Below are 22,871 nucleotides of genomic sequence, written 5' to 3'. Positions count from 1 at the left end.
AACTCCCGTTGCGGTCAGTAGGCGAACTGGAGGACGTCGTCGTCGCGCCGGGGCGCTCCCGCGTCGTCGTCGTCGTCCGGGGGCTCGGGGGTGAAGCCCGGGGTGGGGTGGCCGTCGCCGCTGGTGACCCCGCGGCGGATGAAGGTGGTGAGCAGCCACAGCTCGACGACGGCGAGCGCGCCGTAGACCAGCGTGAGGGTGATCAGCGAGGTCCAGACCTCGGCGGCGGAGATGCCGGGGGAGACCGCCTGGGCGGTGAAGAAGTACACCTGGTCCTCGACCGGCACGTCGGGGTTCGGGTAGACGACGAAGGGCTGGCGGCCCATCTCGGTGAAGATCCAGCCCGACGCGTTGGCGACGAACGGCGCGCCGACGGCGAGCAGCGAGCCGTAGACGCCGATCCGCGACGTCGGCACCCGGCCGCGCCGGGTGGACCACAGGGCGTACGCGGCGACCCCGGCCGACACCGCACCCATGCCGATCATCAGCCGGAAGTTCCAGTAGGTGACGGCGAGCAGCGGGGTGTAGTCGATCTCCTCGCCGGCCTTGTCGCCGAACGACGGGTCGTCGGGGTAGGTCTCGCCGTAGACCGCCGCGTACTCCTCCTGCAGCTCGTTCACCCCGGGGACGGCGGTCGAGAAGTCGCCGTGGGCCAGGTAGCTGAGCAGGTACGGAACGGTGATCGAGTGGACGTCGTCGCACTCGTTGGAGCCGAACTTGTTCCAGGCGAGGATCGAGAAGGACGCCGGCGCCTCGGTCTCGCAGAGCGCCTCGGCCGAGCTCATCTTCAGCGGCTGCTGCTGGTACATGAGCTTGCCCTGCCAGTCGCCGGTGATCGCGACGAGCACGAAGGCGCCCAGCGACACCCAGCCGCCGAGGCGCACCGACCTCCGCCAGACGGCGTGGTCGGGATCGGTGGTGGACTGCCCGGCCAACTTCCGCCGCCGCAGGTGCCACAGGCCGACGCCGACCAGCAGCGCACCCGCGACCATGAGCGCGCCGGCGATGGCGTGGCTGAAGGCGGCGAGCGCGGTGTTGTTGGTCAGCACGGCGAGGAAGTCGACGTGCACCGGGCGGCCGGTCGTGTCGTCGGTGACGACCCCGACCGGGTGCTGCATCCAGGAGTTCGCCGCGATGATGAAATAGGCGCTCACGATCGAGCCGACGACCGCGGCCCACAGCGCGGCCAGGTGGACCTTCTTCGGGATCCGGCCCCAGCCGAAGATCCACAGGCCCAGGAACGTCGACTCGAGGAAGAAGGCCAGCAGCGCCTCGAGCGCGAGCAGCGAGCCGAAGACGTCGCCGACGAAGCGGGAGTACTCGCTCCACGCGAGGCCGAACTGGAACTCCTGGACCAGGCCGGTGGCCACGCCGAGGACGAAGTTGATCAGGTAGACGCGGCCCCAGAAGCGGGTCATCCGGAGCCACTCGGGCTTGTCGGTGCGCACCCACATCGTGTGCATGACCGCAACCGCGATCCCGAGGCCGATCGTCAGCGGCACCATCATGAAGTGGTAGACGGTGGTGATCCCGAACTGCCAGCGAGCGATGTCCAGCACGTCCACGGGCCGGCTCCTTCTCCTCGACGAGGCGACCGTCGTACGATCGACACGTTCTTTCTACGCCGCGTAGAACAGAAAGTTCTACAGGACGTAGAAGAGTGTCGTGTGATCCCTGGAACAGGAGGACCCGTGGCGTCGCTGGGGGAGCTGGAACGGGCCGTCATGGAGCGGCTGTGGGCCGCGGACGGTCCGGTGGCCGCCACCCGGTTGCGGGACGAGCTGGCCGACCGGGGCGTCGCGCTGACCACGGTGCACACCGTGCTGACCCGGCTGGAGCAGAAGGGCTTCGTGCAGCACGACGACGCCCGTCCACGGGGCTTCTCGGCCCGCGCGAGCCGGGAGGACCACGCCGCCGAGCTCATGCACGAGGTGCTCGGGCAGGCGGCCGACCGGCAGGCGGTGCTGGCCCGCTTCGTCGGCAGCGTGAACGACGAGGAGGCCCGGCTGCTCCGCGAGCTGCTCGGCCGCTGAGCCGTGCTGCCGGCCACCGCGCTCGCCCTCGCCGTCCTGGCCGCGCTCCTCGCGTGGCCGGTGCCGGCGCTGCTGGCCCGTGCGCGCTGGCCGGTGCGCGACCCGCTGGTCGCGCTGGTCTGCTGGCAGGCGGTCGGCCTGGCCGGTGGCCTGTCGATGATCGGCGCGCTGCTCGTGCACGGCCTCGCGCCGTGGGGTCACTCGCTGCCCGAGGCGTGGTGGTCGTGGGTCCGCGGCGAGCCCGCCGCCGACCCGGTCCGCGGCGACCACTGGGTCACCCTCACCCTCGCCGCCGTGCTGGCCTTCCAGCTCGTCGGCGTGCTCGTGCTCTCGTGGGCCCGGATCGCCCGCACCCGGCGCCGGCACCGCGAGCTGCTGGAACTGGTCGTGCAGCCCGGGCCGCAGGCCGACGCCCGGCTGCTGGAGCACCCCGCGCCGGTGGCGTTCTGCATCCCCGGCGCCCGGCCGCTGCTGGTGCTCTCCTCCGGCATGGTCGCCGAGCTGGACGAGGACCAGCTCGCCGCGGTCGTGGCGCACGAGCGGGCGCACCTCGCCGAGCACCACCACCTGCTGCTGCTGCCGTTCGTCGCCTGGAAGGCGGCGCTGCCGGTCCTGCCCGCCGCCGAGCGGGCCCACGGCGCGGTGCGGGAGCTGGTCGAGATGCGCGCCGACGACGTGGCGCTGTGCTCGCTGTCCGGGACGGCGCCGCGGCGCACGCTCGCGGAGGCGATCGTCGCGGCCGCCGCCGGCTCCGCGGGAGGGGAGGTGCCCGCGGGCGCGCTCGCCGTCTCGGCCACCGGGGTGCGGGCCCGGGTGGTGCGGCTGCTGGAGCCGGCCGACCCGCTGCCGCCCGCCGCCCGCTGGTCGGCGCTCACCGGCGCCGTCCTGCTGCTCCTGATCCCGACGGCCCTGCTGCTGCTACCCGCGTTCTGACCGGGACGAGCGGGCCGCCGTCACCACCTGCACCCACCGCGCCGCGACGTCGCCCCACACCCGGCGCAGCTCCGGCTCACCGGCCGCGACCGCGGCCGTGACGCCCTCGACGGTCAGCCCGGCCGCGGCCAGGTCGCCCGCCCCGCTGCGGGCCCAGGCCGCCGCGCCGTCGGTGAGCACCTCGGGGTGGAACTGGGTGCCCCAGGCGGTAGGCCCGACCCGGAAGGCCTGGTGGGGGAACCGCTCGCTGCGGCACAGGCTGACCGCTCCGGGCGGGAGCTCGACGATCTCCTCCCAGTGCCACTCGACGGCCGGCGCCGCCTCCGGCAAGCCCGAGAACAGCGGATCGGTGCGCGCCGCGTCGGTCGGGGTGAGGGAGTGCAGCCCGATCTCGGGCGGGCCGTCGACGCGGTCGATCTTCCCCCCGGCGACGGCGGCGAGCAGCTCCCCGCCCAGGCAGATGCCGAGCAGCGGCAGCTCCTCGGCCAGCGCCGTCGCGAGGAGTCGCCGCACGTCCGGCAGCCAGGGTGCCGCCACGTCGTCGAAGGGGCCGGGCGTCCCGCCGAGCACGACGAGGCCGTCGTACCCGTCGGTGGTGAGCGGGACGGGGTCGCCGAGGTAGGGGTGGAGGACGTCGAGGTGCGCCCCCAGCGCCTGGATCCGCTCCCCGATGAAGCCCGGCCCCGCGTCGTCCTCGTGCTGGATCGTCAGCACGCGGACCGGGGTCACGCCGTGCCGCCCCGGGCCTGGGCGGCCTCGGCGTTGCGGGAGGCCAGCTCCAGGGCGGCCTCGCGCAGGGTGCACCCGCGGGCCTCGGCGTCGTCGGAGACGGTGGTGACCAGCCGGTGCATCACCGCGTCGATCTTGGCGAAGGAGGACTCCGCCGTCGGCTCGACGTCACCGAAGACCACCCACCACCACCAGGCGTTGGTCATCACGTTGGCCATGAAGTCGGGCAGGACCGGGATGCCGGCCGCGGTGAGCATCGCCTCGGCCTCGGGCAGCGTCGGCATGTTCGCGCCCTCGACGACGGCCCGCGCCTTGATGCGGGGCACGTCCGCGGCGGTGATCACGTACGACATGGCCGCCGGCACGAGCAGGTCGCAGGGCACGTCGAGCCAGTCCTCGTTCGAGCCGGGGGTGTCCGCTGCCCGCAGCGCCGAGCGGTCCACCACGCCGGAGGGGTCCCGGGCCGCGAGCAGCGCCTCGACGTCGAGCCCGTCGTCGTTGCGCACCAGCCCGGCCCGGTCGGCCACGGCCACCACCCGCACGCCGGCGCGGGCCAGGTAGCGCGCGGCGGCACCGCCGATGGAACCGAACCCCTGGACCACCGCGGTGGCCCCGTCGGCGGCCACGCCCGTGCGCTCGAGCTGCTCGAGCCCGGCCCGGGCCACCCCGTACCCGCCGACGAGGTCGCCGAGGGAGATGCCGTCGACGTCGACGGCGAAGGCCTGCGCCAGGCGCTCGCGTGCCGCCGGGGCGTCGTCGAGGGTGGCGAAGACGGCCTCGACGGTGCTGGGGAGCCCGAGATCGGCGGCCACCTCGTCCAGCGTCTCCTGCCGCAGGCCGAAGTCCTCCCCGGTGTTCCACTGGCTGCGGACCACCGGGAGCACGGCCGCGAGGAACCGGCGCAGCACGTCGACCGCCCCGGGGTCGGCGGGGTCGATGTCGATGCCGCCCTTGCCACCACCCAGGGGCAGGTAGCGGTCGGCCGGGTCGTAGACGATCGCCTCCTTGCGGGTCATGCCGCGGGCCAGCCCGCGCACCTCGTCCAGGGAGCAGCCCTCCCGGATCCGCAGACCGCCGCTGGCCAGGCCCCGGACCAGGGCGTCGAGCACGACGTACCCCTTCCGGCCCGTCGTCGGGTCGGTCCAGGTGATCTCGAGCAGCGGGGCGCTCATCGGGCGGCTCCTTCAGTGGTCGGCGCGGAGGGGATGCGGAGGTGGACGACGGTCGGGCGGTCGGCGGCCAGTGCCTCGCGGACGGCGTCGGCGAGCCCGGCCGGGCCCTCCAGGGTCACGCCGGCGCACCCCACGGCCCGCCCGATCGCGACGAAGTCGGGGGAGCGGAAAGTGACCGCGTGCACCGGGTCGTCGCGGTCGATCATCTCGTTGCGGATCTCGCCGTAGCCGGCGTTGTCCACGACCACGACCGGCAGCGGGAGCCCGAGCTCGGCGGCCGTGGCCAGCTCCGCGAGGGTGAACATGATGCCGCCGTCGCCGAGCAGCGCCACGACCGGCGCACCGGGGTCGGCGACCTTCGCGCCGACGGCTGCCGGCAGGCCGTAGCCCAGGGTCCCGAACCCGGTCGGGTAGAGGAACGAGCCCGGTCGCGACGTCGGCAGGTTGGCCAGCGCCCCGTAGTAGCAGACCATCGCGCTGTCCGCGGCGACGATCGCGTCGCGCGGGAGCGCCTCGGCGAGCTCGTCGACGACGGCCAGCCACTCGGCCCCCTCCGCGCGGGACTCGGCCTGCTTGCGGGTCCGGCAGGACGCCGCCCGCTCGGCCGCCGGCGCGCCCGGGTCCGGTCCCGGGAGCGCCTCCAGCAGGGCGACGAGGGTCGCCGCCGCATCGCCCACCAGGGCGACGGCCGGCGTCGCGTTGGCCAGCGCCCCGAGGGGGTCCACGTCGACGCGGACCAGCCGGCCCTCGAGCGGCAGCGGACCCGCCCACAGGTCCGACGGCGCGAGCTCGGTGCCGACGGCGAGGACGACGTCGGCCTCCTCGACGAGCGCGCGGACGGCCGGCAGGTGCAGCCCCGCGCCGAGGGCCAGCGGGTGGTCCTCGGGCAGCACGCCCTTGCCGTTGGCCGTGGTCGCGGTCGGGGCGCCGAGCCGCTCGGCCGTGCGCGCGACCTGCGCGGCGGCTCCGCGGGCGCCGCCACCGACGAGGAGGACCGGTCGGGCGGCGGCGCCCAGGCGCGCTGCCGCGGCCGCGACCGACGCGGCGTCGGCGGCGGCCGGGCGGCGTTCGGGGAGCCGGACCGGCGCGGCCTCACCGCTCTCCAGGAGGACGTCGAGCGGGACCTCCAGGTGCACCGGGCGGGGACGGCCCGCGGTCATCAGCGCGAAGGCCTGCGCGACGGCGACCGGGATCTCGGCCACGCTGGTCACCCGGATGCTCGCCGCGGCGATCGCGGCCATCGCCGCGCCCTGGTCCCGGGCCTCGTGCAGGTAGCCGTTGCCCAGCCCGGGGTGGCGCAGCGGGAGGCCCGGGGAGACCACCAGCACGGGGACCGAGTCCGACCACGCCTGGCCCACCGCGGCCGCCGCGTTGAGCAGCGCCGGACCGCTGGTGACCACGGCGACGCCCGGCCGGCCGCTGGTCCGGGCGTAGCCGTCGGCCGCGTACCCGGCGCCCTGCTCGTGCCGCGGGCTGACGTGCCGGATGCCGCTGGTGGCCAGGTGCCGGTAGATCTCGAGGTTGTGCGTGCCGGGGATGCCGAAGACCGTGTCGACGCCGTGGGCGACCAGCGCCGCCACGACGGCCTCCCCGCCGGTGACCGTGCTCATGAGCTCTCTCCTCGGGTGCCGTCGGTGGGTCGGCCGGTCACCAGCAGGGCGTCGACCGCGACCGCGCCGGTGGGTCCCACCCGCAGCGGGTTCACCTCGACCTCGGTGACGTCGGGCTGCTCGGCGATCAGCCGGGAGACCGCGGCCGCCGCCTCGGCGGCGGCGTCGACGTCCACGGCGGGCGCGCCGCGCCACCCGCCGAGCAGCGCGGAGCCGCGCAGCTGCGCGAGCATGTCCCGCGCCTGGGCGGCGGTCACCGGGGCGAGGGCCACCTGGACGTCCCGGTACACCTCGGCGCGGACGCCGCCCATGCCCACGAGCACCACGGGGCCGAAGGCCGGGTCGCGGCGCGCGCCGACGATCAGCTCGACGACCGACGGGCGGTCGTCCATCCGCTCGAGCACGAACTCGCCCTCGCCGAGGCGCCCCGACATCTCCCGGAACGCGGCGACCGCGGCGTCGGCGTCGGCGAGGCCGGTGGCCACACCGGCGACGTCGCTGCGGTGCTCGATCCAGCCGGCCTTGAGCACGAACGGCGCGGTAAGCCGGCGGGCGGCCGCGCGGACGTCGTCCACCGTCCGCACCGGCTCGGCCGGCGGGTACGCGATGCCGGCCGTCGCCACCTGGGTGCGCGCCTCCAGGTAGGACGCCGCCCGGACGGCGGACGGGTCGGGCGCGGGTGCCGCGACGGGCACCTGCTCGCCGCGGCGCTCGGACAGCGCGGTGGCGAGCGCCAGGGAGCGGGCCGCCGCGTCGACCGTGTGCAGCGCGGGCACGGCGCTGGCGCGCAGCGTCCGCACGGCCGCGGAGTCGGAGCTCATCGAGTGCACGATGACCGGCCGCGCGTGCACGCGGACCGCGTCCGCCAGCGTCCCCACCACCTCCAGCTCGCGTTCGGCCAGCTCGGGGGCGTCGTCGCCGTAGCAGCCGAAGTAACCGGTGAGGAGCACGGCGTCGACCTCTCCGCTGTCGAGGAGCGTCTCCACCACGGAGGAGTAGCTGCCGAGGTCCTGCTCCCCGGCGCCGGCCAGGTCCACCGGGTTGCCGACGGCGGCCGTGGCCGGCAGCGACCGCGCGAGCGCCGCGGCGGTCACCGGCCCGAGCCGCGGGACGACCAGGCCCTCCCGCGCCAGGGTGTCCGCGGCCAGCGCGCCCTGACCGCCGCTGTCGCTGACGACGGCGATCCTGCGTCCGGCCGGCAGCGGGCTCCCCAGCAGCAGGTGCGCGAGGTCGACGGCCTGTGCCGGGGTGTCGACGAGGACGGCGCCGGCGGCCCGGCAGCCCGCGGCCACCACCTCGGTCGCCGCGGTCAGCGCTCCGGTGTGGGACCGCGCGGCGGTGCGGCTGGCCTCGCTGGCGCCGACGGTCAGCACGACGACCGGCTTCCCGGCGTCCCGCAGCCGGGCCATGGCGTCGAGGACGCCCCGCCCGTCGCCGAAGGACTCGAGGTAGAGCACGACCGCCTTCGTGCTCTCGTGGTGCACCAGGTCGTCGAGCACCTCGACGGCGGTGACGTCGGCCTGGTTGCCGATCGACACGAACCGGGAGGCGCCCAGGCCCGCGTGCGCGGCCAGCGCGGCGAGCTCCAGGCCCAGCTGACCCGACTGCGACACGATCGCCAGGTCGCCCGGGGTGAAGGTGCCCCAGGCCAGCTCCAGCTCGGCGGCCGCGTCGTAGACGCCGAGGCAGTTGGGCCCGACCATGCGGGCGCCGGCAGCGCGCACCCGGGCGGCGAGGCGGTGTTCCAGGCCCTTCCCGTGGACGAGGTCGATCCCGGAGGTGATCGCGAGGAAGCCCCGCGCGCCCAGGTCCAGCGCCTCCTCGATGACGGCGGGCGCCGTGGCCGCGGGGGTGCACAGGACCACCAGCTCCGGAGCGCTCGGCAGGTCGCTCAGGGAGGGCACCGACGCGGTGCCCTCGACGACCGCCCCGCGCGCGTTGACCAGGGAGACCTCCCGGCGGTGCGCGCCCTGCAGCGCTCCCCGTGCGAGCCAGTACCCCCACTTCGCTGGGTCGGCCGAGGCGCCGACGACGGCGACCGACCGCGGATCGCTGAAGACCGACAGGCCAGAGGTCACGACGTCGCCGTCAGGGACCGGGAGATGATCAGCCGCTGGATGTCGGAGGTGCCCTCCTCGAGCTCCTCGAGCTTGGCGTCGCGCAGCCACTTCTCCGGGAGGTACTCGCGGCTGTAGCCCCATCCGCCGTGCGTCTGCAGCGCGGCGTTCGTGACCCAGGTGGTGTTCTCGCTCGCGGTCAGCTTGGCGATCGCGGACTCCGCTCCGCAGGCGATGCCGGCGTCGAACAGCCGGGCGGCGCGGAGGGTGACCAGGTGCGAGACGTCGGTGCGGGCCGCCATGTCGGCGAGCCGGAAGGCGACCGCCTGGTGCTCGATGATCGGCTTGCCGAACTGGGTGCGCTCCCGGGCGTAGGCGACCGTCGCGTCCAGGGCGGCCCGGGAGAGCCCGGTCGCGCCCGCGCCGATGAGGATGCGCGAGGCGTCGAAGGTCCGCATGAGGCCGTAGAAGCCGGCGCCCTCGGCGCCCAGGCGGTTCTCCAGCGGCACCCGGACGTCGCTGAGGAACACCTCCGCGTTGACGATCCCGCGCTGGCCGAGCTTCCGCATCGGCCGTCCGACCGTGACCCCGGGCATGGACCGGTCGACGACGAAGGCGGTCACGCCGCGCGAGCGCAGCGCCGGGTCGACCGTGGCGAAGATGATGAACGACTCGGCGTAGGGGGCGTTGGAGATCCACGTCTTCTGCCCGTTGAGCACGTACGCGTCGCCGTCGCGGACCGCCGACGTCTGCAGGCTCGCGGCGTCGGACCCGACACCCGGCTCGGTGACCGCGACGGCGGTGACCGGCGGCCGGGGGCCGGTGAGCGGGGTGATCCAGCGCTTCTTCTGCTCCTCGCTGCCGAGCGCGAGCACGGGCTCGGCGAAGAAGGCGCTGGAGGTCAGGAAGTTGCCGATGCCGATGTCGCCGTAGCAGAGCTCCTGCTGGACGAGGCATTGCGTGACCAGGTCGGTGACGCCGCCGCCACCGTGCTCGGCGGGGAGCATGTACGAGCTCAGCCCGAGCTCGGCGGCCTTGTCCCAGAGGTCCAGCGGCGACTCCGTGTCGGCCTCGTCGACGGCTCGGGCGCGCGGGCGGATCTCCCGCGCGGCGAAGTCCTTGGCGAGGGCGACGAACTCGCGCTGCTCCTCGCTCAGGGCGATGCCGTCGCGGATCGGGCGGGTCATGGGGGCTCCTCGGGTCAGGTCGGGATGGCCGCGCGTCGAGTGGACGCCGGCCGGAGGTCGGGGGAGGGGAGCGGTCAGCCGGCCGGCGGTCGGACCAGGACGCTGAGGCAGGTGACGCAGCCCTCGAGCTTCTCGAACTCGCCGATGTCGACGACCACGGGCGTGAAGCCGAGGTCGGCGAGCCGGTCGGCGGTCCGCGGCGCGGAGGCGCTGATCAGCACCCGCTCGCCGCCGAGGGGGACGACATGGCAGCCGGCCTCCTCGGTCACCGGCCGGGTGACGGGGAAGACCCCCGGTTCCAGCAGCTCGGGCAGGGCCAGGAACGTGCCGTCGGGCAGGGCGGTGACGGCCGACTTGAGGTGCAGCACCGCCTCGAGCCCCACGGGGACGACGGTGCGGCCCAGCGGTGCCAGGTGGGCCCGGAGCTGGCGGATGCCCTCGGCGTTGGTGCGCCCGCCACGGCCGACGTACACGGTGGTGCCGACCTGGAGCACGTCGCCGCCGTCCAGGGTGCCCTCGCCGGTGATGGCGACGACCTCCAGTCCGAGCTCGCGGACGGTGGCCTCGGTGCCTGCCACCTCCGCGCGCCGGCGCTCCGCACCGCTGCGGGTCAGGACGGCCGTGCCCTCCACCACGACGACCGAGTCCTCGACGAAGGTGGCGTCCGGGCAGCCGGGCGCCGGAGCCACCTCGCGGACCTCCCACCCGGCACCGGCCAGGGCGGCCCGGTAGCCGGCGTGCTGCTCGGCGGCCAGCTCCGGGTCGACGGGCACGCGCTCGAGGTGGGTGACGATGCCGTCGGCGAGGTCCTCGGTGGGACGCCGCACCAGCGCGATGCCCGGGGACGGACTCGTCATCTCACAGCCTCCCCGAGGCGATGACCCGGCTCAGGAACTGCCGCGTCCGCTCCTCGTGCGGGTCCTCGAAGATCTGCGCCGGGGCACCCCGCTCGAGGATCCGGCCCTCGTGCAGGAAGCACACCTGGGAGGCGACCTCCCGGGCGAAGCCCATCTCGTGCGTGGCGAGCAGCATCGTCAGGCCGTCCTGCGCGAGCTCCCGCACGATGGCGAGGACGTCGCCCACCAGCTCGGGGTCCAGCGCCGCGGTGATCTCGTCGAGCAGCAGCACCTGCGGGTTGGAGACCAGGGCCCGGACGATGGCGACGCGTTGCTGCTGGCCGCCGGAGAGGGCATCGGGGTAGGCGTGCGCCTTGTCCCGCATGCCGACCCGGTCCAGCAGGGCGAGCGCCCGCTCCTCGGCCTCGGCCTTCGGCACGCCCCCGACCTTGACCGGGGCCAGGGTGACGTTGCGGAGCACGCTCATGTGCGGGAACAGGTTGTAGGACTGGAAGACCATGCCGACGTTGCGGCGCAGCCGGTTGACGTCCACGCCCTGACCGCTCACGACGTCGCCGTCCACGCTGATCTCGCCCTGCTGGATCGGCTCGAGGGCGTTGATGCAGCGCAGCAGCGTGGACTTGCCCGAACCGGAGGCGCCGATCAGGCAGACCACCTCGTGCCGCGCCACCTCGAGGGTGACGCCCTGCAGGACGTGGTGGTCGCCGTAGTGCTTGTGCACGTCGTGGATCTCGAGGAATGTCATGACGACCGCCCGGTCCGGCTCTGCTCCTTGGTGAGGAGCCGGTCGACGAAGCGCGCCTGCGGGATCGTGATGATCACGAAGAGGACGGCGACGACGATGACCGGCGTGAGGTTGAAGACGTTCGACGCGGTGAGGCGGGACTGGGTGAAGGCGTCGGTGACCCCCATGACCCCGATCAGCGCGGTGTCCTTCTGCAGCCCGATGAAGTCGTTCAGCAGCGGCGGCACGATGCGGCGCACCGCCTGCGGCACGATCACCGTCCGCAGGGTCATGCCGTAGGACAGCCCCAGCGAGCGGGCGGCCGCCCACTGGCTCGGGTGGATGGACTCGATGCCCGCCCGGTAGACCTCCGCCACGTAGGCGGAGTACGTCAGCGTCAGCGCGAGGATCGCCAGCCAGATGGGGGAGAGGTCCCGGAACACCGGCACCTCGGCGAGCTTCAGCCCGAAGCCCACCAGGTAGAGCACGATGATGCTGGGGATGGCGCGGAACGTGTCGACGTAGGCGATGGCCAGCCAGCGCAGCGGGCGTCCTGCGCGCCCGGGCAGCAGCCGCATGACCGCGACGAGCAGGCCGACGACCAGCACCAGCAGCTGGGCACCGATGGCGACCTCGACGTTGACCACGAACGCCGCGAGCACGTCGGCGAAGCTGGACTTCAGGAACTCCCACCGCAGGAACGTCTCGGTGATCGCGCCGTCGTTCGCCGTCGCGAACCAGATCAACCCCGCGCAGATGAGGACGGCCAGGGCGTACCCCATGGCGGTGTGGGCGTGCTCCCGGCCGGTCGCCGCCTCGTGGCGGGCCGCGGCCATCCGGTTCTCCGCCAGGAGCCGCGCCCGGCTCCGGGCGTGCCCGAAGGCGCGCACGGCCGGGACCACCGGCAGCAGCGCCGTCACCGCGAGAGCGGCCAGCAGCGCGACCACCCAGGCCGCGGGATTTCCCAGCATCTGGTGCAGCGACCACAGCGCCAGCGCCGCGGCTCCGGCGCAGACCACGGCGACCAGCAGCGCGAGGACCGCCACCGGCAGCACCGGTCGGGGAGGGGTGGGCGTGGCCCGGGCCCCCTCGGCGGACCGCGCGCTGCCGGTCAACGTGTCGTTCACTTCAGGGACCACACCGGAACTGCTGCCGGGTCGCCGCCGAGCTCGGGGCCGAGCCAGGTCGCGGAGAGCTTGTCCAGGGAGTCGTCCTCGCGCATGGCCTCGATGGCCGCGCTGATGGTGTCGCCGTTCGCGGAGTCCTTGGGGTAGATCGCCGCGTAGGACTCACCGGACTCGTACTGGCCGACGACCTCGAGCTTGCCGCCGGAGTTCTTGGCGAAGGCGAGCAGGATCGCGGTGTCCATGACGGCTGCGTCGATGACGCCCGCGCTGACCGCCGTCACCAGCGCGGTGGTGTCCGGGAAGACCTGGACCTCGCCGCCGGGCGCGAGCTCGTCCTGCGCGAACTCGACCGCCGTCGTCCCGAGCTGGACGCCGATGTTCTTGCTGGCCAGGTCGTCGGCGGTGAGGCCCGCGTCCGCCGGCGCCAGGACCCCGATGTTGGAGTCGAAGTACGGCGCCGAGAAGGTCACGACCTCCTCGCGTTCGGGCGTCACCGAGATCTGCGCCATCGCCATGTCGAAGTCCTGCGTCTGCCCGGCGACGAGCGAGTCGAAGGAGACGTTCTCGACCCGCACCGAGTCCAGGCCGGCGCGGTGGGCCACGTTCGCGGCGAGGCAGTACTCGTAGCCGCCGGTGATCGAGTCGGGGGTGTCGCCCTTCCACCAGCCGGGGGACGGGAGGTTGGTCTGCACGGTCAGGACGCCGTCGTTCACCGGCTCCAGCTCGATCGATCCGGCCTCGCCGTAGACCTCGCACTCGCCGAACGAGCCGCCGTCGGCGGTGGCGTCGCCGCCGGATCCGCCCGAGCCGGAGCAGCCGGCCACTAGGACGGCGGTCACGGTGGTCAGGGACGTCAGGAGCGCTTTCTTGGCAGTAGGCACGGTGCCCTCCGGTCTTTGACGGACGCGTCAGTTATTGAGTCGGCGGGGAGCGTGTCGTGGATCACTCCCGCTTGTCAAGCACCAGCTCGGAAGGCGAATCGACGTCGTTCAGGGGGTTGTGCACAGCCGATCTCTGCGTAAGTTGACTGACCAATCAGACAACGGGAGCGCAGACGAACGGAGGTGACATGCCCAGACCGAGCGTGGAGGCGGCCCGGAAGGAGCAGATCCTCGCCGCCGCCTGCGACGTGGTGTCGGAGATCGGGTTCAAGTCGTTGCGGGTCGCCGACGTCGCCGGCCGGGCGGGCACCAGCACCGGGACCGTGCACTACTACTTCGCGACCAAGACCGAGCTCATGCGGGCCGCGTTCGAGTGGAACTTCGCCCGCTCGCTGGACCGGCGGCGCGACCTGCTCCAGGAGCACGAGGACCCCCGCCTGCGCCTGCGCGCCTTCGTCGAGTCCTACCTGCCCGGTGACCCGGAGACCGTGCGGGCCTGGCACGTGTGGGCCGAGCTCTGGGTCGAGGCGCTGCACGATCCTGAGCTGCAGGAGCTCAACGAGCAGGTGTACGGCGAGTGGCGACGGCTGATGGCGGGGATCATCCGGGACGGCCAGGTGGCCGGTCTCTTCCGCGACGAGGATCCCGTGCTCGTCGCCAACGCCCTCATCGGCATGATCGACGGTCTCGCCCTGCAGGTCCTGCTGGGCTCGCGCTCCATGACGCTGGAGCGGATGCGCGCCGTCTGCGAGCAGGCCCTGCGCGCGTTCACGGAGTTCCTGCAGAGCCCTGGCCCACCGGACTGAGGACGTCGCGCTGCCCGCGCTCTCCGCGGAAGCCTCCACCGAGTCGCGAGGAGCGGCGGTAGCGACTCCCCATACTGGGCCGATGTCCGAGGTGCAGGCCGGTGATGGCCGCGATGTCCGTGCTGAGCTGGACGAAGCGGCCACACGGCTGGCACTGGTCCGGGTGTCCCGCAGCATCCCGGGCAGCGACGAGTTGGACGGCTTCGTCATGGGCACCGGGCGGGCGTGGGTGCTCTTGGCCCTGCTCGACCCCGGCGTCCACCTGAACGGCTACGTCGCCCTGCGCCTCGCCGACGTCTCGGACGTCGAGGTGCGCGGGGGGCTGGACACCTTCGTCGGGAGAGCTCTGGCCGCGCGGGGCGAGTGGCCGCCGGTGGGTGCGGATGTGGACCTGGAGAGCGCGGGCGAGCTGATCCGCACCGCCGCTGATGTGGCCCCGTTGGTGACGCTGCACCTCGAGGAGGACGACCCGACCGAGTGCTTCGTCGGGCGCCCGGTGCGCTTCACCAGCCGGTCGGTGCACCTGCTGTTCATCACCCCCGAGGCCGAGTGGGACGGCACTTCGGACGAGTGGTCGTTCGCCGAGGTGACCCGGGTGGACTTCGGGGGGCGGTACGAGGAGGCGCTGGCGCTCGTCGGTGGCGCGCCGCCCGCCTGATGCGTCTGGACCCGGGCTGCTACCTGCGCTCCGACGGGGCCATCGCCGGCCCGAGCAGCGCGTAGGCGCCGGCCAGCGCACCGGTGACCAGGGCCGCTCGGCGGTAGCGGGGGAGTGCCAGCACCGGCAGCATGCTGGCCGCGTGCAGCCCGTCGACCGCGGCGGCGATGCGGACAACCGCCGCCTCGGGCGCGACGAGTACCAGGGCGTGCTGGGCGATCAGCCGCGCGCCGAGCACCCGGGCGATCCAGAGCCGCTCGCGCGGGTACCGGGGCGCGACCGCCGCGGTGACCGCCCCCGGCAGGGTCAGCAGTGCCAGGCCGGCGAGGAGCCCGGTGCCGGCCAGAGCGCGGGTGAGGTCGCGCTGGGGGTCGTCGGGGGAGCGCGTCACCGTGGGTGCCTCCGGAGGTCGAGGATCTGTCGTCGCGCAGTCGGGCTCTGCCCACCATGGTGGGCAGAGCCCGATCGTGCGGGGTGGGTCAGCGCCCGACGGCGCCGTCGCGGTTCTCGGCCAGCGGTGCGAAGCCGCGCAGTCGCAGGCTGTTGGTCACCACGAAGACCGAGCTGAACGCCATCGCTGCACCCGCGATCATCGGGTTGAGCAGCCCCGCCACGGCCAGCGGGATCGCCGCGACGTTGTAGGCGAAGGCCCAGAACAGGTTGCCCTTGATGACGGCGAGGGTGCGGCGGGAGAGCCGGATCGCGTCCGCGGCCGCCCGCAGGTCACCGCGCACCAGCGTCAGGTCGCCGGCCTGGATGGCCACGTCGGTGCCGGTGCCCATCGCCAGACCGAGGTCGGCCTGGGCCAGCGCCGGGGCGTCGTTGACGCCGTCGCCGACCATCGCCACGACCCGGCCCTCGTCCTGCAGCCGCCGGACGACGTCGACCTTGTCCTGCGGCAGCACCTCGGCGATCACCTCGTCGATGCCGACCTGCGCGGCGACGGCACGGGCGGCACGGTCGTTGTCGCCGGTGAGCAGGACCGGGGTGAGGCCCAGGTCGCGCAGCTGCCGCACGGCGGCCGCGGAGGTCTCCTTGACCGCATCGGCGACGACGAGCACGCCGCGCGCGGCGCCGTCCCACCCGACGGCGATCGCGGTGCGGCCGGCTGCTTCCGCCTCGTCCGCGGCGCGGGCGAGCGGCTCGGGCAGGGACAGGGACCAGTCGGCCAGCAGCCGGGGGCGGCCGACGACGACCGCGGCACCCTCGACGACGCCGCGGACCCCGAGCCCCGCCTCGTTGGCGAAGCCCTCGACACCCGGCAGCGGCCCGCGCTCGCCGGCGGCGCTCGCCACCGCCCGGGCGATCGGGTGCTCCGAGGCCGCCTCGAGCGCGCCGGCCAGCCGCAGCAGCCGGTCGGCGTCCTCGCCGTCGGCAGGGACGACGTCGAGCAGGGTCATCTGCCCGGTGGTGACGGTGCCGGTCTTGTCCAGGACGACGGTGTCGACGCGGCGGGTGCTCTCCAGGACCTCCGGGCCCTTGATCAGGATGCCCAGCTGCGCGCCCCGGCCGGTGCCGACCATCAGCGCGGTGGGCGTCGCCAGACCGAGGGCGCACGGGCAGGCGATGATCAGCACGGCGACGGCGGCGGTGAACGCCGTCGGCAGGCCCGCGCCGGCGCCGATCCAGAAGCCGAGCGTCGCCGCGGCGAGCGCGAGCACGACGGGCACGAAGACCGCCGACACCCGGTCGGCCAGCCGCTGCACGTCGGCCTTGCCGTTCTGGGCGTCCTCGACCAGCCGGGCCATCTGCGCCAGCTGCGTCTCGCTGCCGACGCGGGTGGCGCGCACGACCAGGCGCCCGCCGGCGTTCACCGTGCCGCCGGTGACCGGATCGCCGGCGGCGACCTCCACCGGCACCGACTCGCCGGTGAGCATCGAGGCGTCGACGGCCGAGGCCCCCTCGGTCACCTCGCCGTCGGCGGCGATCTTCTCGCCGGGCCGGACGACGAACAGGTCGCCGGAGCCCAGCTGGTCCACGGGCACGCGGATCTCGGTTCCGCCGCGCAGCACCGAGACCTCCTTGGCGCCCAGCTCCAGCAGCGCCCGCAGGGCGGCGCCGGCCCGGCGCTTGGAGCGGGCCTCGGCGTAGCGGCCGGCGAGCAGGAAGGTGGTCACCCCGGCGGCGGCCTCGAGGTAGATGTTCCCGCTGCCGTCGGAGCGGGCCACGGTGAACTCGAAGGGGTGCGTCATGCCGGGCACGCCGGCGGTGCCCCAGAAGAGCGCGTAGAGCGACCAGCCGAGGGCGGCGAGCGTGCCGAGGGAGACCAGGGTGTCCATGGTCGCGGCGCCGTGCCGCAGGTTGGTCCAGGCCGCGCGGTGGAAGGGCAGCCCGCCCCAGACGACGACCGGAGCGGCGAGGGTCAGCGACAGCCACTGCCAGTACTGGAACTGCAGCGCCGGGACCATCGCCATCGCGATGACGGGGACGGTGAGCGCTGTCGACACCAGCAACCGGGTGCGCAGCGCCGCGGTGGGTGAAAGGACCCCGTCCTCCTCATCCCTCGCACGCTCGGGACGAGCCTCTGGACGGGGCCGGGGGAGGGTGGCGGTGTAGCCGGTCTTCTCCACGGTGGCGATCAGCTCGTCGGTGGTGACGTCACCCGCGACTTGGACCCGCGCCTTCTCGGTGGCGTAGTTGACCGTCGCGGTGACGCCGTCGAGCTTGTTCAGCTTCTTCTCGACGCGGGCCGCGCACGAGGCGCAGGTCATCCCGCCGATGACGAGCTCGACGTCGGTGGTGCTCATGAGCCGTGCTCCTCGGAGCCCTGGACGGTCACCGTGAACGCGGCGGTGCGGACGACGTCGCCGTGGCGGAAGTCGAGGAACAGCCGGTAGGTGCCCGCGGACGGGGTGGTGGTGGCGAAGCGGATGTGCGGACCGGGCGCGGGCTGCCGGCCGTCGGCGGGCTCCACGGGGTGCACGTGCAGGTAGCCCAGGTCGCCCTCGCGGAGCGCGACGAGGTGCCCGTAGGCGCCGAGGTAGGGCTGCAGGTCGGTCACCGGGACGCCGTCGCGGCTGACCGCCAGCGTCAGCTCGGACTCCGCGCCGGGGGTGAGCTCCCCGTCGAGGACGACGGTGTAGCCGTCGACCTCCGCGACCGCCGAGGGTGCGGGCAGGGGGCGCGGCTCGTAGGAGCCGGCGACGGCGAGGTCCGCGCCGAGCGTCCGGTTCGTGCCGTCGGCGGACGGGGTGAAGTCGGCGAAGAGCCGCCAGGTGCCGGGGTCCAGCGCCAGCGGGGCCCGCCAGACGCCGTCGGCCCCGAGCTCGGGGTGCACGTGCTGGTAACCGGTGAGGTCGCGGCGGACGGCGACCAGGTGCAGGTCGACGTCGTGGTCGCGCTGGTAGCCGGTGACCGCGCGACCGTCCGGCCCCAGGACCTCGAAGGCGATCGGGGTCGCCGGACCGGCCGGCGCGGTGCCGGAGGCCAGGGCTAGCGTGTAGCCGCCCTCGCTCACCTGGAGCCCGGCCGGACCGGCGTCGGCCGCCTCGGTGTGCCCGGCGTCGGCGTGCCCGGGATCGGGATGCCCGCCGTCCGCGTGTGCCGGGGAGGACCCGGTCACCGGATCGAACGGTCCGATCGCCGCGCCCACGCCTGCGGACGCACCGAAGACCGCGACCAGGCCCAGCGCGAAGGCGGCGATTCGGGTGGGGGTGTTCATGGCACCGGCCGCGTCAGCGGCCGCTCACCTCGTATCCGGCTTCCTCGACGGCGGCGCGGACGGCGGACTCGTCGACCGGCTGCTCGCTGGTGACGGTCAGGGCGCCGCTGGCCAGGTCGACGTCCACGGCGGTGACCCCGGGGACCGAGGAGACCTCCTCGGTGACGGCGGTGACGCAGTGGCCGCAGGTCATGCCGGTCACGGTGTAGCTGGCGGTGCTGCTCACGGTGGTTCCTCTCGGGCGGGGGAGTGGTCAGGAACGGACGAGCCGGGCGATGGCCTCGGTGGCCTCGCGGACCTTCTCCTCGGCCTCGCGGCCCCCGGCCCGGGCGGCGTCGACGACGCAGTGGCTGAGGTGCTCCTCGAGCAGCCCGAGAGAGACCGCCTGCAGGGCCTTGGTCATGGCCGCGACCTGGGTGAGGATGTCGATGCAGTACTTCTCGTCCTCGACCATCCGCTGCAGGCCGCGCGCCTGGCCCTCGATGCGGCGGAGCCGCTTGAGGTAGTCGTCCTTGCGGTGGATGTAGCCGTGCGCGTGGTCGTGGCCGGCGCAGCCGGTCTCGGGCGTGTCCACGTAGTTCCTCCTGACGGCGCCGCGGTGTCGCGGCGTCAGGAGGAACCATACCCCCCTAGGGTTCCTGAGCGCCACCCTGCAGCCGGTCGAGATCGGCGCGGGCGGAGGCGAGCTCGTCCTGCAGGCCCACGATCACCTCGGCCGAGGCCAGCGAGTGGCCGTCGTCCAGCAGCACGCGCACCCGCGCGGCGAGGACCAGCTGCTGGCGCGAGTACCGGCGGTGCCCGCCCTGCGAGCGGTGGGGGTGCAGCACGCCGGAGCCGTCGAGGCTGCGCAGGAACGCGGCCTGCACGCCCAGCAGCTCGGCGGCCTGGCTCATCGTGAGAGCCGGGTAATCGGGGTCGTCGAGCCGGCCCAGCGGGTCGCCGGCCGTCGCCTCGCTGCGGTGCTCCATCGCTGCGCCCTCTCGTCGGTGCCGGCCGGGGAAGAAGAAGGGGCCGGGCCCGTGCGGGCCCGGCCCCTGCCGAGGTCGTGCGTCGGTCAGCTCTCGACCGCCGCCTGCTCGCCCTCGATCGTGCGCGCCTCCACGGCGGCCGGCGCGTCCGCGCGGGTCACCGTGATCCTGCGGGCCCGCGCCTTCTCGGCGACCGGGATGCTGAGCGTCAGCACCCCGTCGTGGTAGCTGGCCTCGAGCCGGTCGGTGTCGAGGCTGCGGCCCAGCACCAGCTGGCGGGTGTAGCTGCCGAACGGACGCTCGGCCACCGACCACTCCGCGTTCTCCAGCTGGGGCACCGAGCGCTCGGCGGTGACGGTGAGCGTGTTGCCCTCGACCGACAGGTCGATCGAGCCGGGGTCGACGCCGGGGAGGTCGAAGTGGGCGACGAAGTTGTCGCCCACCCGGTAGGCGTCCATCGGCATGCCCGAGAGCGGGCGGGCGGTCGTGGCGCCGCCGCGGCCGGTGAGCTGGTCCAGCGCGCGGAAGGCGGCGGACGTGGCGGCGAACGGGTCGTACGCGGTCAGCATCATGGCGGGAACCTCCATGGTGAAGGAACTGGTGTTCGCTGCCTGAGGTAGAACCTCTAGTGGCGACTGGAGATTACCTCGATGGCGCGCTCAGGTAAACATCTCCCGGGCGGAAATCTTCCGGACCATCCGGTTGCCGAACCCGTGCGTGAACGGGTGCGTGGCGGGGCAGTGCCCCGTCGTGGAGGAGACGACCGGCGCGCAGCCGCAGACCCCGAACGCCGGCGAGACGCCGGCCACCGAGCCCCGCGTCACCCACGAGGTGGACGGCAGCACGGTCCGGCTCGCCGTCGACGGTGAGCTGACCGACGCCGCCCGCCGCCCGCTGGTCCGGACGCTGACCGACCTGCTCCTCGCCGAGCACGACCTGCAGCAGGTCGAGCTGCACCTGGCCGGGGTCGGCTTCATGAACTCCGCGGGGCTGGCCGTGCTCGTGCAGCTGCAGAAGATGGTCGTGCCGCGCGCGATCGAGATGGTGCTGGTGGAGCCGCCGTCGACCGTCACCCGCCCGCTGCAGCTCACCGGGCTGTGGCACCGGTTCACCGTGCTCCAGGCCGACGGCAAGGTCACCGCCGAGGCCACCGGCGACGGCGGGCCGCGTCCGGGGCCGGCCGACCACTCCTGACCGGTGTCGCGGCGGCTCCCGGGTCGTCGTGCTCCTAGCCTGACCGGGTGTCGTCTCACGCCCACAGCCACGGTCCCGATCCGGACGCCCCGCCGCCGACCGCGGAGGCCCTGGGGCGCCGCCGGCGCGCGGTGTGGCTGATGCTGCTGCTCCTGGTGCCCGTCGGGCTGGCCACGGTGATCGGGCTGGTGGCCCTGTGGCCCGACGGCGAGCCCACCCGCGCCGAGCAGGTCGCGGCCACCTACCTGCCCCCGGGCACGACCTACCCCGACGGCCGGGTCATCTCCGTCGAGGCCTACGACTGCGGCGACCCGCAGGGCCAGCCGGCCGACTGCGCCCGCGCGGTCGTGGAGGTCCTGGACGGCGACGGCGCCGGCGACTACGCGCAGGTGGACCTGCAGTCCGACGTCGTGGCCAGCGGCGTGGAGGAGGGCGACACCCTCGTCCTGACCCGGGACCCCGCCGCCGAGGGTGGGCCCTCCTACCAGTTCTACGACTACGAGCGCGACCTCCCGATCATCACCCTCGCGGTCGCGTTCGCCCTGGTGGTCGGCCTGGTGGCCCGCTGGCGGGGGCTGGCCTCGCTGGTCGGCCTCGCCTTCGCCTTCTTCGTGCTGCTGCAGTTCGTGCTGCCGGGGCTGCTGGCCGAGGGGTCGCCGGCGCTGGTCAGCCTCGTCGGCTCGGCGGCGATCATGTTCGTCGTCCTCTACCTCGCGCACGGCTTCTCGGCCCGTACGACGACCGCGCTGGTGGGCACCCTGTTCGGTCTCTCGCTGGTGGCGATCCTCGGGTCGATCGCCGTGGCGACGGCGCGGCTGACCGGCCTCACCAGTGAGGAGACGACGACGCTGAACAACTTCGACCCGACCATCGACTTCTCCGGGCTGGTGCTGGCCGGGATCGTCGTCGCCGGGCTCGGCGTGCTCAACGACGTGACGATCACCCAGGCCTCGGCGATCTGGCAGCTGCACGAGGTGGACCCGTCCATGACCTGGCGCGAGCTCTACACGCGGGGCATGGCCGTCGGGCGGGACCACATCGCCTCGACGGTCTACACGATCGTCTTCGCCTACGCCGGGGCCGCGCTGCCGCTGCTGCTGCTCTTCGAGCTCTACGACCAGCCCGGCTGGGTGGTCCTGACCTCCTCCGGGCTCGCCGAGGAGGTCATCCGCACCCTGGTCGGGGCGATCGCGCTGGTGCTCGCGGTGCCGGTCACGACCGCGGCCGGGGCCTTCTTCGCCAAGGCCGCCGACACCGAGGCCGGAGCCGCGACCGAGCGCCGGGTGACCGCCCTGCGCACGCGGTTCGCCCGATGAGTCAGGCTGTCGCCGTGTCCGAGCTCCTCGCCTCCGCCCAGGCCGCCCCCGGCTTCATGCCCGACGACGAGGGCCGCGCGCTCTACGAGGCCGCCCGCTCCGTCGCCGTCCCCGGCCCGCTGCTCGAGGTCGGCAGCTGGATGGGCAGGTCGGCGCTGTACCTCGCCGCCGCGGCCCGCGAGACCGGCCGGGTCGTGCTCACCGTCGACCACCACCGCGGCTCCGAGGAGCACCAGCCCGGCTGGGAGTACCACGACCCCTCGCTGGTCGACCCCGCCGTCGGGCGGATCGACACCCTGCCGCACTTCCGCCGCACCATCGCCGAGGCCGGCGCCGAGGACGTCGTCATCGCCGTCGTCACCCGCTCGGAGACGCTCGCCCCGCTCTGGGCCACCCCGCTGGCGCTGCTCTTCCTCGACGGCAGCCACACCGAGGAGTCCGCCCGCCGAGACCAGGACGCCTGGGTCGCCAAGCTCGCCGTCGGCGGCACGCTGGCCATCCACGACGTCTTCCCCGACCCCGCCGACGGCGGTCAGGCGCCCTTCGGCGTCTACACCCGGGTGCTGGAGAGCGGGGACTTCACCGAGCTCCCCGGCACCGGCTCGCTGCGGCTGCTGCGACGTGAGCGCTGACGCGCTGGGTGCCGAGCGCGAGGCGGCACAGGCCCAGATCGAGGCGCTGACCCGGATGTTCGACGAGGTGGTGGCGGCGTCGAAGTCCTCCAACGCCGACGACGAGCACGACCCCGAGGGCGCCACGATCGCCTTCGAGCGGCAGCAGGTCGCCGCGCTGCTGGACCAGGCGCGGCGGCGGCTGGCCGACGTCGACGCCGCCGTCACCGCGGTGGAGGCCGGCACCTACGGCCGCTGCGAGACCTGCGGCCGGCCGATCGCGCCCGAACGGCTCGCCGCCCGGCCCACCGCGCGCACCTGCATCGACTGCGCCCGCTGACAGCGGG

The 22,871-nt window shown here is 74.2% G+C and carries 25 protein-coding genes; 8 read left to right on the top strand and 17 right to left on the bottom strand.

The window, feature by feature from the left end; translation table 11 throughout:
• Window positions 1-14: 14 nt before the first annotated feature.
• Window positions 15-1,565: a cytochrome ubiquinol oxidase subunit I gene (locus tag DQ244_RS15880; protein WP_113812479.1), complete on the bottom strand. Its 1,551-nt coding sequence runs from the start codon at window positions 1,563-1,565 to the stop codon at window positions 15-17.
• A gap of 126 nt (window positions 1,566-1,691) precedes the next feature.
• On the opposite strand from DQ244_RS15880, the gene DQ244_RS15875 reads away from it, so the two are divergent.
• Entirely contained in the window at window positions 1,692-2,033 is a 342-nt protein-coding gene (locus tag DQ244_RS15875; RefSeq protein WP_113812478.1) for a BlaI/MecI/CopY family transcriptional regulator, read from the top strand.
• 3 nt (window positions 2,034-2,036) lie between these two features.
• Window positions 2,037-2,966 carry a M56 family metallopeptidase gene (locus tag DQ244_RS15870; RefSeq protein ID WP_113812477.1) on the top strand — a complete coding sequence of 310 codons (930 nt, stop codon included), beginning with the start codon at window positions 2,037-2,039 and terminating at the stop codon, window positions 2,964-2,966.
• On the opposite strand, the gene DQ244_RS15865 is transcribed toward DQ244_RS15870, so the two are convergent.
• The 9 genes from DQ244_RS15865 to DQ244_RS15825 all read right to left on the bottom strand — a co-directional run bounded on the left by DQ244_RS15865 (window position 2,952) and on the right by DQ244_RS15825 (window position 13,268).
• Window positions 2,952-3,695 carry a type 1 glutamine amidotransferase gene (locus DQ244_RS15865; RefSeq protein WP_158544576.1) on the bottom strand — a complete coding sequence of 248 codons (744 nt, stop codon included), beginning with the start codon at window positions 3,693-3,695 and terminating at the stop codon, window positions 2,952-2,954. The two genes, DQ244_RS15870 and DQ244_RS15865, sit on opposite strands and share 15 nt — an antisense overlap.
• Window positions 3,692-4,867 (bottom strand): Glu/Leu/Phe/Val dehydrogenase dimerization domain-containing protein, encoded by a 1,176-nt coding sequence (locus tag DQ244_RS15860; protein ID WP_113812475.1) that lies wholly within the window; start codon window positions 4,865-4,867, stop codon window positions 3,692-3,694. The genes DQ244_RS15865 and DQ244_RS15860 overlap by 4 nt, the downstream gene beginning before the upstream one ends.
• Window positions 4,864-6,477: a 5-guanidino-2-oxopentanoate decarboxylase gene (locus tag DQ244_RS15855; RefSeq protein WP_113812474.1), complete on the bottom strand. Its 1,614-nt coding sequence runs from the start codon at window positions 6,475-6,477 to the stop codon at window positions 4,864-4,866. The genes DQ244_RS15860 and DQ244_RS15855 overlap by 4 nt, the downstream gene beginning before the upstream one ends.
• On the bottom strand, window positions 6,474-8,555 hold the full coding sequence (locus tag DQ244_RS15850; protein WP_113812473.1) for an acetate--CoA ligase family protein: 2,082 nt from the start codon (window positions 8,553-8,555) through the stop codon (window positions 6,474-6,476). Before DQ244_RS15850 ends, DQ244_RS15855 begins: the two co-directional genes overlap by 4 nt.
• A complete protein-coding gene (locus DQ244_RS15845) occupies window positions 8,552-9,721 on the bottom strand; it encodes an acyl-CoA dehydrogenase family protein (RefSeq protein WP_113812472.1) in 1,170 nt (389 codons plus the stop codon). Before DQ244_RS15845 ends, DQ244_RS15850 begins: the two co-directional genes overlap by 4 nt.
• 74 nt (window positions 9,722-9,795) lie before the next feature.
• Window positions 9,796-10,578, bottom strand: coding sequence for a dimethylargininase (ddaH, locus tag DQ244_RS15840; protein WP_113812471.1), 783 nt, complete (start codon window positions 10,576-10,578; stop codon window positions 9,796-9,798).
• Window position 10,579: 1 nt separating this feature from the next.
• A complete protein-coding gene (locus tag DQ244_RS15835; protein WP_113812470.1) occupies window positions 10,580-11,323 on the bottom strand; it encodes an amino acid ABC transporter ATP-binding protein in 744 nt (247 codons plus the stop codon).
• The gene (locus tag DQ244_RS15830; RefSeq protein WP_199580434.1) at window positions 11,320-12,429 is read right to left on the bottom strand and encodes an amino acid ABC transporter permease; all 1,110 of its coding nucleotides are present in this window, start codon (window positions 12,427-12,429) and stop codon (window positions 11,320-11,322) included. Before DQ244_RS15830 ends, DQ244_RS15835 begins: the two co-directional genes overlap by 4 nt.
• On the bottom strand, window positions 12,426-13,268 hold the full coding sequence (locus DQ244_RS15825) for an ABC transporter substrate-binding protein (RefSeq protein WP_199580433.1): 843 nt from the start codon (window positions 13,266-13,268) through the stop codon (window positions 12,426-12,428). Before DQ244_RS15825 ends, DQ244_RS15830 begins: the two co-directional genes overlap by 4 nt.
• 230 nt (window positions 13,269-13,498) lie before the next feature.
• Here DQ244_RS15825 and DQ244_RS15820 point away from each other — a divergent pair, with 230 nt between their 5' ends.
• Both DQ244_RS15820 and DQ244_RS15815 read left to right on the top strand, forming a co-directional pair.
• Window positions 13,499-14,116: a TetR/AcrR family transcriptional regulator gene (locus tag DQ244_RS15820; RefSeq protein WP_113812468.1), complete on the top strand. Its 618-nt coding sequence runs from the start codon at window positions 13,499-13,501 to the stop codon at window positions 14,114-14,116.
• A gap of 82 nt (window positions 14,117-14,198) precedes the next feature.
• Window positions 14,199-14,774: a hypothetical protein gene (locus tag DQ244_RS15815; protein ID WP_113812467.1), complete on the top strand. Its 576-nt coding sequence runs from the start codon at window positions 14,199-14,201 to the stop codon at window positions 14,772-14,774.
• Window positions 14,775-14,793: 19 nt separating this feature from the next.
• Here DQ244_RS15815 and DQ244_RS15810 read toward each other — a convergent pair whose 3' ends face one another.
• The 7 genes from DQ244_RS15810 to DQ244_RS15780 form a co-directional block, all read right to left on the bottom strand.
• Window positions 14,794-15,165 (bottom strand): hypothetical protein, encoded by a 372-nt coding sequence (locus tag DQ244_RS15810; protein ID WP_113812466.1) that lies wholly within the window; start codon window positions 15,163-15,165, stop codon window positions 14,794-14,796.
• Window positions 15,166-15,253: 88 nt separating this feature from the next.
• Window positions 15,254-17,521, bottom strand: a complete 2,268-nt coding sequence (locus tag DQ244_RS15805) for a cation-translocating P-type ATPase (RefSeq protein WP_113812465.1) — start codon at window positions 17,519-17,521, stop codon at window positions 15,254-15,256.
• The gene (locus DQ244_RS15800) at window positions 17,518-18,435 is read right to left on the bottom strand and encodes a hypothetical protein (protein WP_113812464.1); all 918 of its coding nucleotides are present in this window, start codon (window positions 18,433-18,435) and stop codon (window positions 17,518-17,520) included. The genes DQ244_RS15805 and DQ244_RS15800 overlap by 4 nt, the downstream gene beginning before the upstream one ends.
• A 13-nt stretch (window positions 18,436-18,448) precedes the next feature.
• A complete protein-coding gene (locus DQ244_RS15795) occupies window positions 18,449-18,661 on the bottom strand; it encodes a heavy-metal-associated domain-containing protein (protein WP_233491629.1) in 213 nt (70 codons plus the stop codon).
• A 27-nt stretch (window positions 18,662-18,688) separates the two neighbouring features.
• Complete coding sequence (locus DQ244_RS15790) at window positions 18,689-18,958, bottom strand: metal-sensitive transcriptional regulator (protein ID WP_199580449.1); 270 nt, start codon at window positions 18,956-18,958, stop codon at window positions 18,689-18,691.
• A gap of 106 nt (window positions 18,959-19,064) precedes the next feature.
• Window positions 19,065-19,403, bottom strand: coding sequence for a MerR family transcriptional regulator (locus DQ244_RS15785; RefSeq protein ID WP_113812462.1), 339 nt, complete (start codon window positions 19,401-19,403; stop codon window positions 19,065-19,067).
• Between the two features lie 86 nt (window positions 19,404-19,489).
• Window positions 19,490-19,975, bottom strand: coding sequence for an Hsp20/alpha crystallin family protein (locus DQ244_RS15780; protein WP_113812461.1), 486 nt, complete (start codon window positions 19,973-19,975; stop codon window positions 19,490-19,492).
• Between the two features lie 178 nt (window positions 19,976-20,153).
• On the opposite strand from DQ244_RS15780, the gene DQ244_RS15775 reads away from it, so the two are divergent.
• The 4 genes from DQ244_RS15775 to DQ244_RS15760 are packed head-to-tail and all read left to right on the top strand — an operon-like array spanning window position 20,154 to window position 22,864.
• Window positions 20,154-20,597, top strand: coding sequence for an STAS domain-containing protein (locus DQ244_RS15775; RefSeq protein ID WP_113812668.1), 444 nt, complete (start codon window positions 20,154-20,156; stop codon window positions 20,595-20,597).
• Window positions 20,598-20,644: 47 nt separating this feature from the next.
• Entirely contained in the window at window positions 20,645-21,913 is a 1,269-nt protein-coding gene (locus DQ244_RS15770; RefSeq protein WP_113812460.1) for a YibE/F family protein, read from the top strand.
• 14 nt (window positions 21,914-21,927) lie between these two features.
• A complete protein-coding gene (locus tag DQ244_RS15765) occupies window positions 21,928-22,545 on the top strand; it encodes a class I SAM-dependent methyltransferase (RefSeq protein ID WP_233491627.1) in 618 nt (205 codons plus the stop codon).
• Entirely contained in the window at window positions 22,535-22,864 is a 330-nt protein-coding gene (locus tag DQ244_RS15760; protein WP_199580432.1) for a TraR/DksA C4-type zinc finger protein, read from the top strand. The genes DQ244_RS15765 and DQ244_RS15760 overlap by 11 nt, the downstream gene beginning before the upstream one ends.
• Window positions 22,865-22,871 lie beyond the last annotated feature (7 nt).

It is taken from the genome of Blastococcus sp. TBT05-19, from assembly GCF_003319095.1.
GTDB lineage: Bacteria > Actinomycetota > Actinomycetes > Mycobacteriales > Geodermatophilaceae > Blastococcus.
Note: the sequence above shows the minus strand (reverse complement) of the source record. Positions and strands in the feature narration are given on the sequence as shown.

Coding starts and splice junctions, on each gene's coding strand:
- DQ244_RS15815 (WP_113812467.1), top strand. CDS start 14,199: ATGTCCGAGGTGCAGGCCGGTGATGGCCGCGATGTCCGTGCTGAGCTG.
- DQ244_RS15820 (WP_113812468.1), top strand. CDS start 13,499: ATGCCCAGACCGAGCGTGGAGGCGGCCCGGAAGGAGCAGATCCTCGCC.
- DQ244_RS15805 (WP_113812465.1), bottom strand. CDS start 17,521: ATGAGCACCACCGACGTCGAGCTCGTCATCGGCGGGATGACCTGCGCC.
- DQ244_RS15780 (WP_113812461.1), bottom strand. CDS start 19,975: ATGATGCTGACCGCGTACGACCCGTTCGCCGCCACGTCCGCCGCCTTC.
- ddaH (WP_113812471.1), bottom strand. CDS start 10,578: ATGACGAGTCCGTCCCCGGGCATCGCGCTGGTGCGGCGTCCCACCGAG.
- DQ244_RS15860 (WP_113812475.1), bottom strand. CDS start 4,867: ATGAGCGCCCCGCTGCTCGAGATCACCTGGACCGACCCGACGACGGGC.
- DQ244_RS15835 (WP_113812470.1), bottom strand. CDS start 11,323: ATGACATTCCTCGAGATCCACGACGTGCACAAGCACTACGGCGACCAC.
- DQ244_RS15855 (WP_113812474.1), bottom strand. CDS start 6,477: ATGAGCACGGTCACCGGCGGGGAGGCCGTCGTGGCGGCGCTGGTCGCC.
- DQ244_RS15785 (WP_113812462.1), bottom strand. CDS start 19,403: ATGGAGCACCGCAGCGAGGCGACGGCCGGCGACCCGCTGGGCCGGCTC.
- DQ244_RS15800 (WP_113812464.1), bottom strand. CDS start 18,435: ATGAACACCCCCACCCGAATCGCCGCCTTCGCGCTGGGCCTGGTCGCG.
- DQ244_RS15845 (WP_113812472.1), bottom strand. CDS start 9,721: ATGACCCGCCCGATCCGCGACGGCATCGCCCTGAGCGAGGAGCAGCGC.